This window comes from Kitasatospora sp. NPDC059973, from assembly GCF_042737525.1.
Taxonomy (GTDB): Bacteria; Actinomycetota; Actinomycetes; order Streptomycetales; family Streptomycetaceae; genus Kitasatospora.
In genome coordinates, this window is the sequence record NZ_JBHWUI010000015.1 from 1 (window position 1) to 15,212 (window position 15,212).

12 protein-coding genes are annotated in these 15,212 nt (G+C 76.0%); 3 read left to right on the forward strand and 9 right to left on the reverse strand.

Annotation, left to right across the window (positions count from 1 at the left end; genetic code table 11):
- Positions 1-54: 54 nt before the first annotated feature.
- Positions 55-3,120, reverse strand: coding sequence for an AAA family ATPase (locus tag ACFWA9_RS06685; RefSeq protein WP_380383786.1), 3,066 nt, complete (start codon positions 3,118-3,120; stop codon positions 55-57).
- Between the two features lie 461 nt (positions 3,121-3,581).
- Here ACFWA9_RS06685 and ACFWA9_RS06690 point away from each other — a divergent pair, with 461 nt between their 5' ends.
- Complete coding sequence (locus ACFWA9_RS06690; RefSeq protein ID WP_380383905.1) at positions 3,582-4,994, forward strand: lamin tail domain-containing protein; 1,413 nt, start codon at positions 3,582-3,584, stop codon at positions 4,992-4,994.
- A 95-nt stretch (positions 4,995-5,089) separates the two neighbouring features.
- Here the strand turns inward: ACFWA9_RS06690 and ACFWA9_RS06695 are convergent, their stop codons facing one another.
- Both ACFWA9_RS06695 and ACFWA9_RS06700 read right to left on the reverse strand, forming a co-directional pair.
- Positions 5,090-6,316, reverse strand: coding sequence for an ROK family transcriptional regulator (locus ACFWA9_RS06695; RefSeq protein ID WP_352290732.1), 1,227 nt, complete (start codon positions 6,314-6,316; stop codon positions 5,090-5,092).
- 190 nt (positions 6,317-6,506) lie between these two features.
- Positions 6,507-7,352 carry an SDR family NAD(P)-dependent oxidoreductase gene (locus ACFWA9_RS06700; RefSeq protein WP_380383789.1) on the reverse strand — a complete coding sequence of 282 codons (846 nt, stop codon included), beginning with the start codon at positions 7,350-7,352 and terminating at the stop codon, positions 6,507-6,509.
- An 88-nt stretch (positions 7,353-7,440) separates the two neighbouring features.
- On the opposite strand from ACFWA9_RS06700, the gene ACFWA9_RS06705 reads away from it, so the two are divergent.
- Positions 7,441-7,908 carry a MarR family winged helix-turn-helix transcriptional regulator gene (locus tag ACFWA9_RS06705; protein WP_380383792.1) on the forward strand — a complete coding sequence of 156 codons (468 nt, stop codon included), beginning with the start codon at positions 7,441-7,443 and terminating at the stop codon, positions 7,906-7,908.
- Between the two features lie 93 nt (positions 7,909-8,001).
- Here ACFWA9_RS06705 and ACFWA9_RS06710 read toward each other — a convergent pair whose 3' ends face one another.
- From ACFWA9_RS06710 to ACFWA9_RS06720, 3 genes are all read right to left on the reverse strand, one after another.
- Entirely contained in the window at positions 8,002-9,195 is a 1,194-nt protein-coding gene (locus ACFWA9_RS06710; protein WP_380383795.1) for a trans-sulfuration enzyme family protein, read from the reverse strand.
- 106 nt (positions 9,196-9,301) lie between these two features.
- Entirely contained in the window at positions 9,302-9,508 is a 207-nt protein-coding gene (locus tag ACFWA9_RS06715) for a hypothetical protein (RefSeq protein WP_329491405.1), read from the reverse strand.
- A 345-nt stretch (positions 9,509-9,853) separates the two neighbouring features.
- Positions 9,854-10,600: a hypothetical protein gene (locus tag ACFWA9_RS06720; RefSeq protein WP_380383798.1), complete on the reverse strand. Its 747-nt coding sequence runs from the start codon at positions 10,598-10,600 to the stop codon at positions 9,854-9,856.
- Between the two features lie 390 nt (positions 10,601-10,990).
- On the opposite strand from ACFWA9_RS06720, the gene ACFWA9_RS06725 reads away from it, so the two are divergent.
- Positions 10,991-11,818 carry an alpha/beta hydrolase gene (locus ACFWA9_RS06725; RefSeq protein ID WP_352290737.1) on the forward strand — a complete coding sequence of 276 codons (828 nt, stop codon included), beginning with the start codon at positions 10,991-10,993 and terminating at the stop codon, positions 11,816-11,818.
- Between the two features lie 157 nt (positions 11,819-11,975).
- Here ACFWA9_RS06725 and ACFWA9_RS06730 read toward each other — a convergent pair whose 3' ends face one another.
- The 3 genes from ACFWA9_RS06730 to ACFWA9_RS06740 all read right to left on the reverse strand — a co-directional run bounded on the left by ACFWA9_RS06730 (position 11,976) and on the right by ACFWA9_RS06740 (position 15,194).
- Complete coding sequence (locus ACFWA9_RS06730) at positions 11,976-12,635, reverse strand: helix-turn-helix transcriptional regulator (protein ID WP_352290738.1); 660 nt, start codon at positions 12,633-12,635, stop codon at positions 11,976-11,978.
- Between the two features lie 83 nt (positions 12,636-12,718).
- Entirely contained in the window at positions 12,719-13,792 is a 1,074-nt protein-coding gene (locus tag ACFWA9_RS06735; protein WP_352290739.1) for a helix-turn-helix transcriptional regulator, read from the reverse strand.
- 232 nt (positions 13,793-14,024) lie between these two features.
- The gene (locus tag ACFWA9_RS06740; RefSeq protein WP_329491400.1) at positions 14,025-15,194 is read right to left on the reverse strand and encodes a magnesium and cobalt transport protein CorA; all 1,170 of its coding nucleotides are present in this window, start codon (positions 15,192-15,194) and stop codon (positions 14,025-14,027) included.
- Positions 15,195-15,212 lie beyond the last annotated feature (18 nt).

Genomic DNA, 15,212 nt, shown 5'->3' on the forward strand with positions numbered 1-15,212 from the left:
CCGCTGAGTCGGCCGGGGGCCGGGGGCCGGGGGGGGGCGGGGGGCCCCTCGCCGCTACACGCCGAGGGCCACCGCGCCGAACCGTCCGGCCCGGCGGACCAGGGCGGCCAGGACGAGGTAGGCCACGAAGCCGGCCAGGCTCGGCACGGGCCCGGTGAGGAACAGTTCACCGCGCATCAGCGAGAGCGCGTGCAGCAGCAGCACCGGCACCGCCAGGAGCGTCCAGACGGCCTGCAGCGCCACCTGGGCCGGCGTCGCGACGTCCGCGCCGCCGGCGTTCCGGAAGGCCAGCCCGGCCACCAGGGCGAGCACCGCACTCACTCCGGTGACGACGGCGGCCGCGGTGGCCCAGGGCCCGCCCGGCGCGAAGGCCGCCCAGGCCGCGACGGCCAGCAGGACCGTCACCTGGGCGTAGGCGGTGGACGCGCGCCGGAGGTGCGAACCCTTCTCGGACGCCGCACCGCCGCCCGACCGCGACCCTCGGGCGGCGGCGCCCGGCGGGACGGCTCCGGGGGGCACCGTCGCCTCCACCACCGTGACCGTCGGCGCCGCCGGCCGATCCGGCCGGGCGGGGTGGACCGCGGCCCGGGGCACCGGCTCCTGGACGCGCCGCACCGCCGCCCGGGAACGCCGGAACGCGGCGGCGGCCTCCGTGCGCCGGCCCGCCACCGTGAGGGCGGAGCCGAGCAGGGCCAGCGCCCACACCTCGGCGGACGCGTCGTCCTGCTCTGCGGCCAGTGCCACCGCCTCGTGCAGCGGGTCGACGGCCTCCAGCGGTCGCCCGCCGTCGTGCAGGGATCTGCCCAGGCCGCTCAGCGCCGCCGACAGGACGGCCGGGGAAGCACTCTCCCGGGCCGCGGCGACCGCTTCGGCGGCCCGGGACACGGCCTCGTCGTGGCGTGCCAGCCGTCCGAGGGAGGACGCCAGCGCGGTCAGGGCGCGGGCCCGGCCGGCCGGGTCGCCGACGCGGGCACGGAACTCGGCGACCGCACGGTGGACGGCGGCGGCCTGCTCGTACTGTCCGGCCTCCGCCAGCGCGTCACCGGCCTCCTCCAGCACCAGGTGGGCGGCGAGCTCGTCGCCCAGTCCGAGCAGCCCCTCGGCCGCCTCGGCCAGGAGGCCCAGGCCCAGGTCACCGCCGGCCCGCCCGACCAGGCCGAGGGCGACGAGTTCGCGGCGCCGGTCGCCGGCCTCCCGGAAGGCGTGCACCGCGAGCGCGAACAGCGCTCCGGCGGGTACCGCCCGGCCCATCAGGTCGAGGCCGACCAGGCCGAGCTGCACGTTGGCGACGCCGGCGCGGAGCTGGTCGCCGGCGGCCTCGGCCACCTGGACGGCCCGGCTCAGGTCCTTCCCGGCGGCCTTCGCCCGCCCCTGCTCCGCGAGCGCGATCCCCGCGTGCAGGCTCCCCCGGTAGTCGACCTCCGCGTCGCCGGTCATCCGGGCGGCGATCGCGGCCGCGCGACGGCCCTCCCGCGCCGCCTCCGCCGGGCGGCCGACCGCCCGCCAGGCCTCGGCCAGGGCGGCCAGCGCCGTCGCCGCGACCTCCCAGTGCCGGATCCGCCGCGCTCCCTCCGCCGCCCCGCGCAGCACCGCCAGGGCCTCCTCGTGGTCCCCGTCCAGGCCGTGCAGCCGGCCGAACCTCACCTGGGCCGCCAACTCCGCGCCGGGGTCGCCGCGCTCACCGGCCAGGGCCCGGAGGAGGGCGGCGGCGTCGGCGAGCTCGTCGCGGTGCAGGCCGTGCTCCAGGTACGGGTCGAGCGCCTGGGCGAGGCCCACCGCCGCGTCGGGCCCGCCGGTGGTCGCCGCCCGGCGCAGCAGCCCCGCCGAGGTCGGGTGCTCGGCGTCGAGCCGGGCGAGCGCGGCGGCGCGGTCCGCGAAGGCGCGCGGGTCGGCCCCGTGGCCGGGCTGCCCGGGACTCAGGTGCAGGCAGGCGGCCCGGACCCGTTCGGTGTGGGCGCGGACCAAGCGCTCCAGGGCCTCGCGGGCCTCGTCGGCGGCGCCGGCGGGCGTCCCCGGGACGGCCGGCGGCAGGTCGTCGTCGGCGGGCAGCGTCGGCCGCCACCGGTCGGGAGCGCCGCCGGGCGCGACCAGGCCGACCGCCAGCAGCTCGGCGAGGTCGGCGGCGACCGTCCCGGCGGAGGGTCCGGCGAGGTCCCGGGCGTTCTCGGTGGAGAAGTCCGGCCCCGGGAGGAGCCGGGTCAGCCGCAGCAGCCGGGCCGGCCCGCTGCCCAGCGCGCCCAGCGCGAGCAGGTGAACGGCCGCGAGGGTCTGCACCGGTCCGTCGAGCCGTCCCAGACCGGCCCGGAGCCGGTCGAGCTCCCGGGAGGTGTCGGCCGCCGTCGTACCCGTCCGGACCATGGTGGCCGCCGCCACGAGCAGCGCGTGCGGCAGGCCGCCGCAGGCCTTGGCGAGGCGCCGCAGTTCGAGTCCGTGCGCCGCGTCGGCCGGCCCGCGGGCGCCGCGGGCGGCCAGCTCGGTCCGCAGCAGGTCGGTGGCGTCCGTCGTGGAGAGCGGTGGCAGCCCGCGGACGGTGCCCGGCACGTCCCGTGGGGTGTGTCGCGCCGTCACCAGCACGGCGGCCCTGCCGGGGGCGGGCAGCAGCGCGGCCAGGTCGTCGTCGGTGGCCGGGTCGTCCAGGTGCAGCAGCACGCGGCGCCCCTGGTCGGCGTAGGCCGCCAGGGTGCGGTGCAGCAGCGCGGCCCGGCCGGCCGGCCCGGGCGGGATGTGCTCGGGCGGCAGCCCAGCGGCGCGCAGCGCCAGGCCGAGGGCACGTCCGGGGAGTTGACGGCGGACGTGGTCGGAGCCGTGGAGATCGATCGTGAGCAGGCCGCCCGGGAAGTGCCCGTCGGACCGGAGGGCGTGGCCGGTCCGACGCGCCAGCGCGCTCTTGCCGACGCCCGGCGGTCCGGTGACGACCACGCACGGGTGCCCGTCGGCGGTGAGCGCGGTGCGTAGCGCGTCGAGCTCCGCGTCGCGGCCGGTCAGTTCGGCGGGCGGGGGGCCGGCGGGTGGGGCGAGCACCTCCGGGAGGCGAACCGCGTACGGCCGGTCACCCGTCCGTCCGTGGCAGAGCACGCCTTCGCGTGCCCGGCCGACCCACGACCAGTCCACCGTGTCCATCCAGCCCCTCGAAGAATCCGTGCCGCCGACGGGGCGAACCGATCGCGAAGGCCGCGGCCCGCCCGATGCGCTCCCCCGGCCGCTCCCACCCCTGCCCCGGCCGGCCGGACCTCCGGATCGGTCGTGCCGAACCCATGACGCTACCTCATATTCCTTGATGTGTAAGGGCTTTGGACATCGAGAGGATGCCCACGGACGCCGCTGCCCGCCACGGTGGACCCCACCGGCCCCGGGCGCCCCGGGGGTGCTCCCGCCCCCGCCGGAGCCCGGGCCCGCGGGAGGGGCGGTTCACGGGGGCGGCGAGGGGAACAGTGGGAGGTACGACCTACCCGGTCTCCCGCCACCCGGGCCGCGCCCGGCGGTTCGTCCGCTGTTCATACGGCGCTCGCCCGGCGGCGGGCACCCGTTGGGTCGGTGGCGGAAGGGTGGTGACACCCTGACAGGACGATCCCGGGACGGACATCGTGACCGAATCGCGCGTACCGCGCTGGCGCCGAAGCCTCGCCTTCCTCCTCGTCGCCGCCGCCGGGCCGGCGGGGCTGCTGAGCGCCTCGCCCGCCCGCGCGGCCTCGACCGACGACATCCGGATCAACGAGGTGGTGACCACCGGGGACGTCGACGACTCCGTCGAGCTCTACAACAAGGGCACCACCGCGGTGGACGTCTCCGGCTGGATCCTCAAGGACGACGACAACGGCTCGAAGTACGCGATCGCCGCCGGCACCACGCTGGCCCCCGGCGGGTTCCGCGCCTTCGACGTCCACGGCGCGTTCGGCCTGGGCTCCTCCGACAAGGCGCGGCTGTACCTGCCGAACGGCAGCACCCTGGTCGACAGCTTCAGCTGGAGCGAGCACTCCGCCCCGTCCTGGTCGCGCTGCCCCGACGGCACCGGCGCCTTCCGCAAGGCGGCGCTCACCCTGGGCGCGGCGAACGCCTGCGGCAGCACCGGCGGCACCTCGCCGGTGGCCTGGCCGGGCAGCGGGACGGTGGCGAACGCCGACGCCTCCAACGTCTTCGGGTCGGACCTCAGCGGTCTCTACCAGGAGGGCGGCGTGCTGTGGGGGGCGCAGAACTCCGGCAAGCTGTGGCGGCTGGTGCCGAACGGGTCCGGCGGGTGGAAGCCGGACACCGCGAACGGCTGGACGGCCGGCAAGAAGCTGCGCTTCCCGGGCGGCTCCGGCACCCCTGACAGCGAGGGCGTCACCCTCACCGGCGCCGGCGCCTCGGGGGGCGTGTTCGTCGCGAGCGAGCGCAACGGCGACGCGTCCGGCACCAGCAGGCTCTCCGTCCTGCGATACGACGTGAGCGGCACGGGCACCACGCTGACCGCCGCGAAGGAGTGGAACCTGACCTCCGCCCTGCCGTCGGTGGGCTCCAACCTCGGGCTCGAAGGCATCACCTGGATCCCCGACGGCTATCTGACCGGCGCCGGGTTCACCGACGAGTCGACCCACGCGGCCTACGACCCGGCCGGGTACGGCGCGCACGGGGGCGGGGTGTTCCTGGTCGGCGTCGAGGGCGGCCAGATCTACGGCTTCGTCCTCCAGGACAGCGGGGCGTTCACCCGGGTGGCCACCCTCGGCAGCGGCATGGCCGGGGTCATGGAGCTGCAGTGGGAGCCGCAGGCCTCCCGGCTCTGGGTGGTGTGCGACGACACCTGCGACGGCCAGCACCGGACGATGCAGGTCGGCGCGGGCGGCACCTTCGTCACCACCGCGGTGTTCAACCGGCCGAGCGGCCTGGCCAACCTGAACAACGAGGGCTTCGCCCTGGCCGGCGCCGGGGAGTGCACCGCCGGCGCCAAGCCCGTCTACTGGGCCGACGACAGCAACACCGGCGGCCACGCGCTGCGCCGGGGCAGCATCAGCTGCTGACCGGGAGGCACCGCCGTGGTCCGGGCCGCTCCGGCCGGGGCCACGGCGCGGCGGTCAGGCCGGCCGGTCCGCCGGAGCGGCGGGGCCGCGGTCCGTCAGAGCGGCACGCCGTGGTCCGCCAGGGCCGAGCGGCGCTCGAAGACCTCGGGCCGCGCGGTGTCCAGGGCGGTGGCGACGGCGCCGAGCAGCACGGCCTGTTCCCCCAGCCCGCTCGGGGCGAGCTTGGGGCGCAGCGGGGTGAGGCGGTGCAGCTCGCGCTCCAGCGGTTCCAGCAGGAGGTCGGCGCTGCCGCCGACGCCGCCGCCGAGCACCACCAGGTCCGGATCGAGCACGGCCGCGAGCACGGCGATCGCGTAGGCGAGCTGTTCGGCCTCGCGCTCGACCGCGCGGGCGGCGAGCGGGTCGCCGGCCCGGGCCGCGTCGAAGACCTGCTTGGCCGTCAGCGGGCCGCGCATGCCGAGGCCCAGTGCGGTGCGGACCACCGCGTCGGCCCCGGCCTCCTGCTCGATCGTCCGGCCCGGCCCGCCGTCGGCTCCGGGGGGCAGCGGCACCAGACCGACCTCGCCGGCCGCGCCGTGCGCGCCGGAGAGCAGTTCGCCGTCCTTGAGGACGCCGACGCCGAGGCCGGTGCCGATCAGCAGGTAGGCGAACATCCGGCTGCCCCGCCCGGCGCCGAGGGTGAACTCGCCGAGGGCGGCGAGGTTGGCGTCGTTGCCGACGGTGACGGCGGTCTCCAGTCCCGCCGCGATCCGGTCGAACAGACCGCGTCTGCCCCAGCCGGGCAGGCTGGTCGCGTACCGCACGCCGCGCCGCTGCTCGTCCCAGACACCCGGGGTGCCGATCACCGCGTGCACGATGTCGCCGGCCGCCAGCCCCGCCTCGGCAGCGGTCTCCCGGGCGGCCGCGACCACGGCGTCGGCCACCGCGTTGGCCGAGCGGCCCTTGTTGGGCACGTCCCGGCGGGCGACGATCCGCCCGGCGAGGTCGGCCACCGCGACCCGCAGCCAGCCCCGGCCGATGTCCACGCCGAGTACGTGGCCGGCCGTCGGGTCCGGCTCGTAGAGCACCGCCGTCCGGCCGCGCTCGGGGACGAACCGGCCCGCCTCGCGGGCCAGTCCGGCCTGCTCCAGCGCGGCCAGGGCGGCGGAGACGGTGGGCTTGGACAGCCCGGTGTCCCGGGCGAGCTGGGCGCGTGAGGAGGGACCGCCGGTGCGCAGCAGTTCGAGCAGCAGCCATTCGTTGTTGCTCCGCAGTCGCTGCCGGTTCCACGGCTGCGCCGGCGTCGCGCCCGGCGGAACGGTGGTCGGCAGGTGGCGGCTCATCGGTTCCTCCGGTCTGGGGCGTGCTCGGCGCCGTCGTCGACGCCTGTGGCCTGCGCTCAGGCCTCGCCCAGTATGACCGGTCGTCAATCCGTCCATCGGCTGGAACCTCTCGGAGGCACGTGCCGCTCCGCACCTCGCTGACCTGGCATGTCCTCAACCAGAGGAGGTGCGGGGGCGGCCCCGGCGGCGGTCAGCCGACCCAGCCACCGGTGAGCTCCTGCACCGCGGAGCCGTCCAGATCGGCGAGCTTGGCGCCGACGAAGGCGCGGGCGGTCTCGGAGGTCTGCATCCGGAACGGCGGCTGCTCGGCGGTCAGCGCCTCCACCACCGACTCGGCGGCCTGCTCCGGGGTCTGCGCCCGGCTGAACGCCGCCCGGGTGCGGGCGGCGTAGGCGTCCAGCGCGGGGGCGTAGGGGCCGGCGGCGGCCAGCAGGGCGGGGATGTCCAGGCCCTGGCTGGCGACGAACTCGCTGGCCACCGCGCCCGGCTCGACGACGGTGACCTTGACGCCGACGGTGGCGGCGACCGGCGCCAGCGCCTCCATGAAGCCCTCGACGGCGAACTTGGCCGCGCAGTAGGCCTCGTTGAAGGGCTGCCCGACCACGCCGCCGACGCTGGTGACGGTGACCACCCGGCCGCCGACGGCCCGCAGGTGCGGCAGCGCGGCGCGGGTGACGTCGACGACACCGAAGAAGTTGACCTCCATCGTGGCCCGGACCGGCTTCAGTCCGTCCTGCTCGACGGTGCCCACGTAGCCGGCCCCGGCGTTGTTGACGACGGCGTCGAGGCGCCCGTGCCGGGCGACCGCACCGGCCACGCAGGCCTCGACCGACCGCGGATCGGTGACGTCCAGCCGGGCCACCTCGATCCGGTCGGCGACGCCCGCCGCCTCGGCGGCGGCGAGCAGCGCGCCGGAGCGGCCGGTGTCCCGCATCGTGGCGACGACGTGGTGCCCGGCGCGGGCGACGGCCACGGCGGCGGCCAGGCCGATGCCGGAGGACGTACCGGTGATCAGGGCGATGCGGGCGGTGGTCATGAGGGTGCTCCCGACGGCTCGGATTTGTGTGCGTGCACACACACCATAGATCCGTGTGTGCGCACACGCAAACGGGTAGGGTGTCGGCATGGCGCGTACCGAACTCACCCTGGGCGAGCTCACCGCCCGCGACCACGCCTTCTACGGGCTCGTCTGGGCCGGCACCACCCTCAGTGCCAAGGTCGACCAGGCCCTCGGCAAGGCCCACGACCTGCCGCTCTCCTGGTTCGAGGTGATGCTCTGGCTGCACGGGCAGGAGGAGCCGGTGGCCGCCTCCGACCTCGGCGCCAAGACGCTGCTCAGCCGGAGCCAGGTCTCCCGGGTGGCCGACTCGCTCCAGGCCCGCGGCCTGGTCGAGCGCGTCCCCTCCCCCGTCGACGCCCGCTCGGTGCGGATCACCCTGACCCCCGAGGGCCGCCGGCTCTTCGCCGCCGCCGACGCCACCCGGCGCGCCGTCCTGGCCGAGGCCTTCGACGACCGGCTCGACGACGCGGACATCGCGGCCCTGGAGGTCGTCTGGGCCAAGCTCAAGCAGCCGCCCGCACCCGGGGCCTGACCGCGCCGCACGCGCCGCCGGCGAGCCGGACGACCTGCTCTCAGCCGCGCCGCACGCGCTCGGCCCGGCCGCACCGCCGCACGGCCGTCGGGCTCACAGCTTGGCGAGCGCCTGGTCCAGGTCGGCCCAGAGGTCCTCGGGATGCTCGATGCCCACGGCGACCCGGACGGTGCCCGGGCCGATGCCGGCCGCCGCCAGTTCCGCGTCGTCGAGCTGGCGGTGCGAGGTGCTGGCCGGGTGCAGGACGAGGGTGTGCACGCCCCCGAGCGAGGGGGCCAGCGAGGCCAGCCGGACCGACTCGGTGAAGGCCCGGGCCGCCTCCCGGCCGCCGGCCAGGTCGAAGGCGAGCACCCCGCCGTGGCCCTCCGGCAGCAGCCGGCGGGCGAGTTCGTGGTCGGGGTGGGCGGGCAGGCCCGGGTAGTGGACGCCGGTGACGGCCGGGTGACCGGCCAGCCGGCCGGCCAGCTCCCGGGCGGTCTCGCAGTGCCGGCGCACCCGCAGGGCCAGGGTCTGCAGGCCGCGCAGCGTCAGCCAGGCGCTGTGTGGGTCGGCCGAGGCGCCCAGTTCGACCGCGTAGTGCCAGACGGTGCGGTGGAGTTCGGGGTCGGCGAAGACGGCGATCCCGGCCAGCACGTCGGAGTGCCCGCCGAGGTACTTGGTGGCCGAGTGGACCACGATGTCGGCGCCGTGCTCGATCGGCCGGCAGAGCAGCGGGGTGGCGAAGGTGTTGTCCACCACGCTGAGCACCCCGGCCTCCCGGGCGACCCCGATCAGCCCGGGCAGGTCGGTGACGCGGGTGGTCGGGTTGGAGATCGTCTCCAGGTGCAGCAGGCGGGTGTGGGGGCGCAGTGCGGCCCGCACCTCCTCCGGGTCGTCGCCCCCGACGTGGGTGACCTCCACGCCCCAGCGCCGGGCGAGGTCGGCGAGCATCGCGAAGGTGCCGCCGTACAGGCTCCGCTGGGCGATCACGTGGTCGCCGGAGCTCAGCAGTGCGAGCAGCACGGTGTTGATCGCGCCCATGCCGGAGGCGGTGGCGATCGCGCCCGCGCCGCCCTCCAGCCCGGCGACCGCCTGCTCCAGCGAGCGGACCGTCGGGTTGCCGTAGCGGTTGTAGAGGAAGGCCTCGTCCGGTCCGGCGAACGCGCGCGTCAGGGCGTCGTTGTCCTCGAACGCGAACAGGTGGCTCTGGTGCAGCGGCACTCCCATCGGGCGGCTGCCGGTCACCTCCGGGACGGGCGGGTGGACGATCCGGCTCTCGGGGCGCAGCGCGCTGTCGAAATCGCTCATACCGCTCATCCTCGGCCGGTCCGCTCCGCCGGGGCCAGGGCCAATCCCGGGCAAGTGGCCTGCCGCGGCCCGGTCCGGGCCCGGGCGGCACCGCCCCGACGGGGCTTCAGAGTCCGCCGACGGGCAGCAGAACCACCCGCGCCGGGTCGAACGGCTCCCAGCGGGCCGGGTGACCGCTCCGGGCCACCCTCAACCGGCACCAGCGCCGTCCGCCCGCGTCCTGCCACCATCCGCTGATCCGCCCGAGGGCCCATCGGTCGTCGTCGAAGTGCACCTCGACCGGCTGGTAGACCCACTCCACCTCGGTGTCCACCGGGCCCGCGCCCCGCTCCGGTGCGTCCCGCTCCGGTCCGTCCGGCCCGGGTTCACCCCGCCCCGGTCCGCCCGGTCCTGTTCCGCGCGGGTCTGTTCCGTCCCGTGCCTCGCGCCTGCCTTCGAGTACGGGCATGCCCCGACCTTCCACCACGGTTGCGCCCTCCCGTTCCGGTGCGGTCGCCGGCTCCCCGACGGGACGGCCGCGCGACCGGGCGTAGTCGCCACCCGAACGACTCTACAGCGCTGTAGAGGATCCGTACCGGAGCCTGCCCGGATCATCCGTGTTCCGCACCGCCCGCCGACCGCACCACCGGCTGTCCGCGCCACCGGCGGGCCGCACCGGTCAGGACGGCTGCAGGGCCCTCGCCAGGTCCTCCGCCTCGCGCAGCTGCGCGACGCCCAGCCGCCGCAGGCCCCGGAGCAGCAGGGCGGCGTCCGCGACGGCGGCGTCAGGCCCGGGCAGCTCCGGCGGCAGCGGCATCCCGAGGAGCGCCGCGAGGTCGCCCACCGGGATGCCCAGCACGAGCGCGAAGTCGGCGACCAGGTCCGGGGTGGGCGCGTCAGCCCCGGAGGAGATCCGCCCGTACGCGTCGGACATCCAGTACCGGCCGGTGAGCAGGTGGAAGATCTTCGTGGTTCCGGTCCACCCGAGGTTCCGGGTGGCGACCATCCGCATCAGCAGGTTCCCGGCGGAGGCCGGGTCCGGCGCCGAGGCGGGCAGCCCCTCGATCCGCCCCGGCCGGTCGGCCGGCGGCAGCGAGGCGACGAAGGAGCGCAGTTCCGCCCGCCGGTCGGCCGGCAGCACCATGCCGAACCGCACCACGCCGACGATCGAGGTGGTGGCCATCCCGCCGGCCGGCGCGAGGTCCGCCGGCAGCGGCAGCGCCGCGATCTCGAACAGGTCGGCGGTGTCCAGGCCGAGGGCGGGCGCGAGTCGGCGCAGCAGCGCCGGATCCGGCGCGGCGCCGTCCAGCACCGCTGCCAGCTCGGCGTCGGTGACGCCGGCCCGGCGGGCCGACTCGGCGGGCTCCGGGCCCCGGTGGTCCAGCAGTCGGGCCAGCAGCGCGGCGAAGCCGGGAAGTTCGGTCATCCCGCCAGCATAGGACGGCCCGGACGCCCGGCGGACCGCTGCCCACCAGGCGCGATGGCAGCTGTCCGGCTCCGGACGGGGGCCGTCGCCGAACCGTCGACCGGGCGGGCCCGGGCTGCCTCGGCCCCGTCCTCGGTCACCCGTTCGGCCGACGTTCCCGGCCGACACGCTGACGGAGCGTCACGTTCGCGGGGCGGCGGGCCCGCTCCGGGCCTAGCGTCGGCGGAGTGCGCGGTCATCCCTCACCGGGCCGCCCGACCTGCACGACCGACCCGCACGACCGACCCGCACGACCGACCGGCCCCGGGGACAGCCGAAGCCCCGACCGCGCCCCGACCTCGCCCTGTCCCCACCTCCTCCCCGTCCCGCATCCCGTGCGAAGGAGCCCCCTTGCCCACCATCACCACCAGCGACGGCACCCGGATCCACTACAAGGACTGGGGCAGCGGCCGCCCCGTCGTCTTCAGCCACGGCTGGCCGCTGAACGCCGACGTGTGGGACGAACAGCTGCGGCTGGTCGCCGGGAACGGCTTCCGTGCGATCGCCCACGACCGGCGCGGCCACGGCCGGTCCGACCAGCCCTGGCACGGCAACGACATGGACACCTACGCCGACGACCTCGCCCAGCTGATCGAGCAGTTGGACCTGCGTGACGCCGTCCTGGTGGGCCATTCGACCGGCGGCGGCGAGGTGGCGCGCTACCTCGGCCGGCACGGGTCGGCCCGGGCCGCCAAGGCCGTCCTGCTCGGCGCCGTCCCGCCGCTGATGCTTCAGGGCCCCGGCAATCCCGAGGGCACGCCCCTCGCCGCCTTCGACGACATCCGGGCCGGGGTCGACGGCAACCGCTCGCAGTTCTACTGGGAGCTCAGCGAGTCCTTCTACGGGTTCGACCGCCCCGACGCGGACCTCGTCGGCGCCGCGGGCATCCGCCGGGCGTTCTGGCTCTGGGGCATGCAGGTCGGCGCGCGCGGCGCGTACGAGTGCGTCCGGCAGTTCTCCGAGACCGACTTCACCGAGGACCTGCGGCGCATCGACATCCCCACGCTGATCGCGCACGGTGACGACGACCAGATCGTCCCGATCGCGGCCGCCGCGCTGAAGGCGGCGGAGCTCGTCCCGAACAACGTCCTCAAGGTCTACCCGGGCGGCTCGCACGGTCTGCACGGGGCGTACCGGACCGCCTTCGAGGCCGACCTCCTGGAGTTCCTCAAGTCCTGAGCGCCCCCGCGCCGCGGCCGTCCCCCCGGACCCCGGGGAGACGGCCGCGGCGCCTCCGGACACCGCCGCTCGTGCCGCTCCCCGCGCTCTCCTCGACACTCGTCCCCGGCCCCCTCCGCACCGCCTCGCGGGGCCCCGACCGGAACCCCGCCGACAGCTAACGCACGGGGGTTCCCGGCTTCGCCCGGACGTGGATGCGTTCGCCCTGGGCGCCGAACAGGCTGAGGAACTCGACCGCGTTCGGCCCGGCGTTGCCGAACGCGTGCGGGGTCCTGGTGTCGAACTCGGCGGCCTCCCCGGCGGTGAGGACGAGGTCCTGCGAGCCGAGCAGCAGGCGCAGCCGCCCGGCGAGCACGTAGACCCACTCGTGGCCCTCGTGCACCCGCGTTTCGAGCTCGGGGCCGGCACCGTGGCCCGGCGGCATGATGTGCTTGTAGGCGTGCAGCCCGCCGAGGTGGCGGGTGAGCGGGATGAAGGTCTGGCCGTAGCGCTTGAACGGGCGGGCGTGGATCCGCGGGTCGCCGGTGGCCGGGGCGCCGACCAGTTCGTCCAGCGGCACCCGGTACTCCCGGGCGAGCGGCAGCAGCAGTTCCAGGGTCGGCTTGCGCTGACCGGACTCCAGGCGGGACAGCGTGCTGAGGGAGATCCCGGTGGCCGCGCTCAGCCCGGCCAGGGTGCTGCCGCGCTCGCGCCGCAGGGCCCGCAGGCGGGGGCCCACCGTGGTCAGGACCGCGGCGAGGTCGTCACCGGCGGCGCCGCCGGGGTCCGCGGTGGGGTCTGCGGTGGGGTGGACGCTGTCGTGGGGGTGGTCGGCCATGGCTCCTATCTGCCGCTCCGGCAAGGGGATTTGTCAAACGGGCATCGGCCGACCGGGTTCCGTCGCCCGCCCCGCCGCCCCGCTCAGTGCCCGCCGCCGAGCATGATCCGGGCTATCAGCTCGCGGCGGCTGGCCACTCCCGCCTTGGCGAACACCGACTTGAGGTGGTCCTGCACGGTGTACGGCTTCATCGTCAACAGCCGTGAGACGTCCCGGGTGTCGCAGCCGCGCACCAGCAGCAGGGCCACCTCCTGCTCGCGCGCGGTCAGCCCGTACGCGGAGAGGTAGAGCGGCATCGCGTCGGCCGGGGTGGCCGCGGTCGCCACCACCGTCACCTCGTCGGCCGCCGAGCCCTGCAGCGACGAGCCGTGCAGCACGTACCAGCGGCCGTCGCGGGACTGGATGCGGATCTTCGCCTGGGGCACCGGCAGCCCGCTCGCCGTCCGCCTGGCCTGCTCGGCGGCCATCGCGAAGGCGGTCGGCAGCCCCAGCGAGGTGCGGGACGGGTCGGCCAGCCGGGCGAGCAGTTCCTCGGCCGGGCCGGAGAGGGCGACCAGCCGGTTCGACGGGCCCAGCACCACGACGGCCGGTCCAGCGTCGGCGTCCGCCCCGCCGCCCGGCGGCAGGTGGCAGGCCCGCAGCGCGTGGCCCAGGTGCCGGGCGGCGGTGTCGGCGAGCTCGCGGTGGCGGCCGAGGAAGTGCCCCCGGTCGGCGGCCCGCATGAACGCGGCGCAGCCCCACATCCCGCCGTGCGCGTCGAAGGTCGCGCGCAGCTCGTCGCCGAACCCGGCCGGGGCGATCTGCTCACGGAAGCGGGCGGCACGCTCGGGGCGGCCCTGGGTCGCCCGGCTGAGCGTCTCGGCCCGGACGCCGCTGCGGCGGATCCTGGGGAAGGTGGCCGGGTCGTCGGCCCACACCTCCAGCCGGACGGCGTTCTCGAAGGAGTCCAGGCTGAGGTCGTCACTCAGGACGGAGTTGACCAGACCGGTCGCCGGGTCGGCGGTGTGCCAGCAGACGGCGTCGTACTCCAGGACGTCGCGCAGCAGTTCGTCGGCCCGCCGGAACACCTGCTCGGCCGTCAGCCCCGCACCGGCCAACTCCCTTACGCCCTCGATCGCCTGCTGCGCCGCGGCCGCGCGTGACCCACGTGATCCCATGGCCCGGAAGCTAGCATGCACACCAAGCACCGGGCGCGCGCCGATCGGCGGGGTGCCGGATCCCCCGCAGGGATGGCACCGGCCCGGTCCCCTACACCGGAGTCCCGGACCCGTACGCCCGGAGTGCCGGCCCCGTACGCCGGAACGGCCGACCCCGTACGCCCGGCGTCCCGACCCCGTACGCCCAGGGTCGGGTCCCCGTACGCCCGGGGGTCCCCGTCCCGCTCCCCCGCTACAGCCAGTCGCGCCGCTTGAAGATGAAGTAGAGGCTCACGCAGACCAGCGCCATCAGGCCGATCGCGAACGGATAGCCGAAGGCCCACTTGAGCTCGGGCATCTTCTCGAAGTTCATGCCGTAGACGGTCCCGATCAGGGTCGGCGCGAACAGGATGGCGGCCCAGGAGGAGATCTTCTTGATCTCGTCGTTCTGCATGTGCCCGGCCTCGGCCAGCTGCTTCATCTCCTCGTTCTGCCGCTGCGACACCAGGGTCGCGTTGACGGTGAGGATGTTCTGCAGCATCTGCCGGAAGCCGTCCACCCGCTCGGCGGCGTAGGTGGCGTGGTCGGCGACGTCCCGCAGGTACCGCTGGAGCTCGTCGTCGGTGCCGTACTTGCCGAAGCCCGCCTCCAGGCTCTTCATGATCTCCAGCAGCGGCCGGGTGGCCCGCTGGAGCTCGATCACCTCGCGGGAGAGTTCGTAGATGCGCCGGGAGACCTGCGGGTCGCCGCCGAACACCTCGGTCTCGATCTCGTCGATGTCGTGCTGGAGACCGGCGATCACCGGCGCGTAGCCGTCGACCACCGCGTCCAGCACCGCGTACAGCACGGCCTCGGGGCCGAGGGCGAGCAGCTCCGGGTCGTCCTCCAGCCGGCGGCGCACCGCGGAGAGGTCGGGCGCCTGCGAGTGGCGCACGGTGAGGACGAAGTCGGGGCCGACGAAGAGGTGGACCTCGCCGAAGTCGACCTCCTCCACATCGTCCAGGTAGCGGGCGGCGCGCAGCACGACGAACAGCGTGTCGCCGTAGCGCTCCAGCTTCGGCCGCTGGTGGGCGACGATGGCGTCCTCGACCGCGAGCTCGTGCAGGTTGAACCGCTCGGCGGCCTCCAGCAGCTGTGCCTCGGCGGGCCGGAACAGCCCGATCCAGGCCATCGTGCCGGGCTTGGCGGGCAGTTGGCGGTAGATGTCGGCGAGGCTGGCGGGCGGCTCGACCCGGCGGCCGTCGCGGTAGACGGCGGCCTCCACGACGGAGCGTTCCAGCGCCACGGGCTCGACCGGCTGGTCGGGCCGGGGGTCCATCGAGTGCTCGGGCGCCGGCTGGACCTCGCCGCCGGGGGCGGTGTTGTCGGAGCGGGAGAACGGACGCTTGCTCGCGCGCACGGCGCGCACACGCCAGTCGGACATGGCGGGGTACCTCCACGG

Bases quoted from the DNA above. Each gene is read 5' to 3' on its own strand.
- ACFWA9_RS06685 (WP_380383786.1), bottom strand. From the start codon at position 3,120: ATGGACACGGTGGACTGGTCGTGGGTCGGCCGGGCACGCGAAGGCGTG.
- ACFWA9_RS06695 (WP_352290732.1), bottom strand. From the start codon at position 6,316: ATGAGCCGCCACCTGCCGACCACCGTTCCGCCGGGCGCGACGCCGGCG.
- ACFWA9_RS06700 (WP_380383789.1), bottom strand. From the start codon at position 7,352: ATGACCACCGCCCGCATCGCCCTGATCACCGGTACGTCCTCCGGCATC.
- ACFWA9_RS06705 (WP_380383792.1), top strand. From the start codon at position 7,441: ATGGCGCGTACCGAACTCACCCTGGGCGAGCTCACCGCCCGCGACCAC.
- ACFWA9_RS06710 (WP_380383795.1), bottom strand. From the start codon at position 9,195: ATGAGCGATTTCGACAGCGCGCTGCGCCCCGAGAGCCGGATCGTCCAC.
- ACFWA9_RS06720 (WP_380383798.1), bottom strand. From the start codon at position 10,600: ATGACCGAACTTCCCGGCTTCGCCGCGCTGCTGGCCCGACTGCTGGAC.
- ACFWA9_RS06730 (WP_352290738.1), bottom strand. From the start codon at position 12,635: ATGGCCGACCACCCCCACGACAGCGTCCACCCCACCGCAGACCCCACC.
- ACFWA9_RS06735 (WP_352290739.1), bottom strand. From the start codon at position 13,792: ATGGGATCACGTGGGTCACGCGCGGCCGCGGCGCAGCAGGCGATCGAG.
- ACFWA9_RS06740 (WP_329491400.1), bottom strand. From the start codon at position 15,194: ATGTCCGACTGGCGTGTGCGCGCCGTGCGCGCGAGCAAGCGTCCGTTC.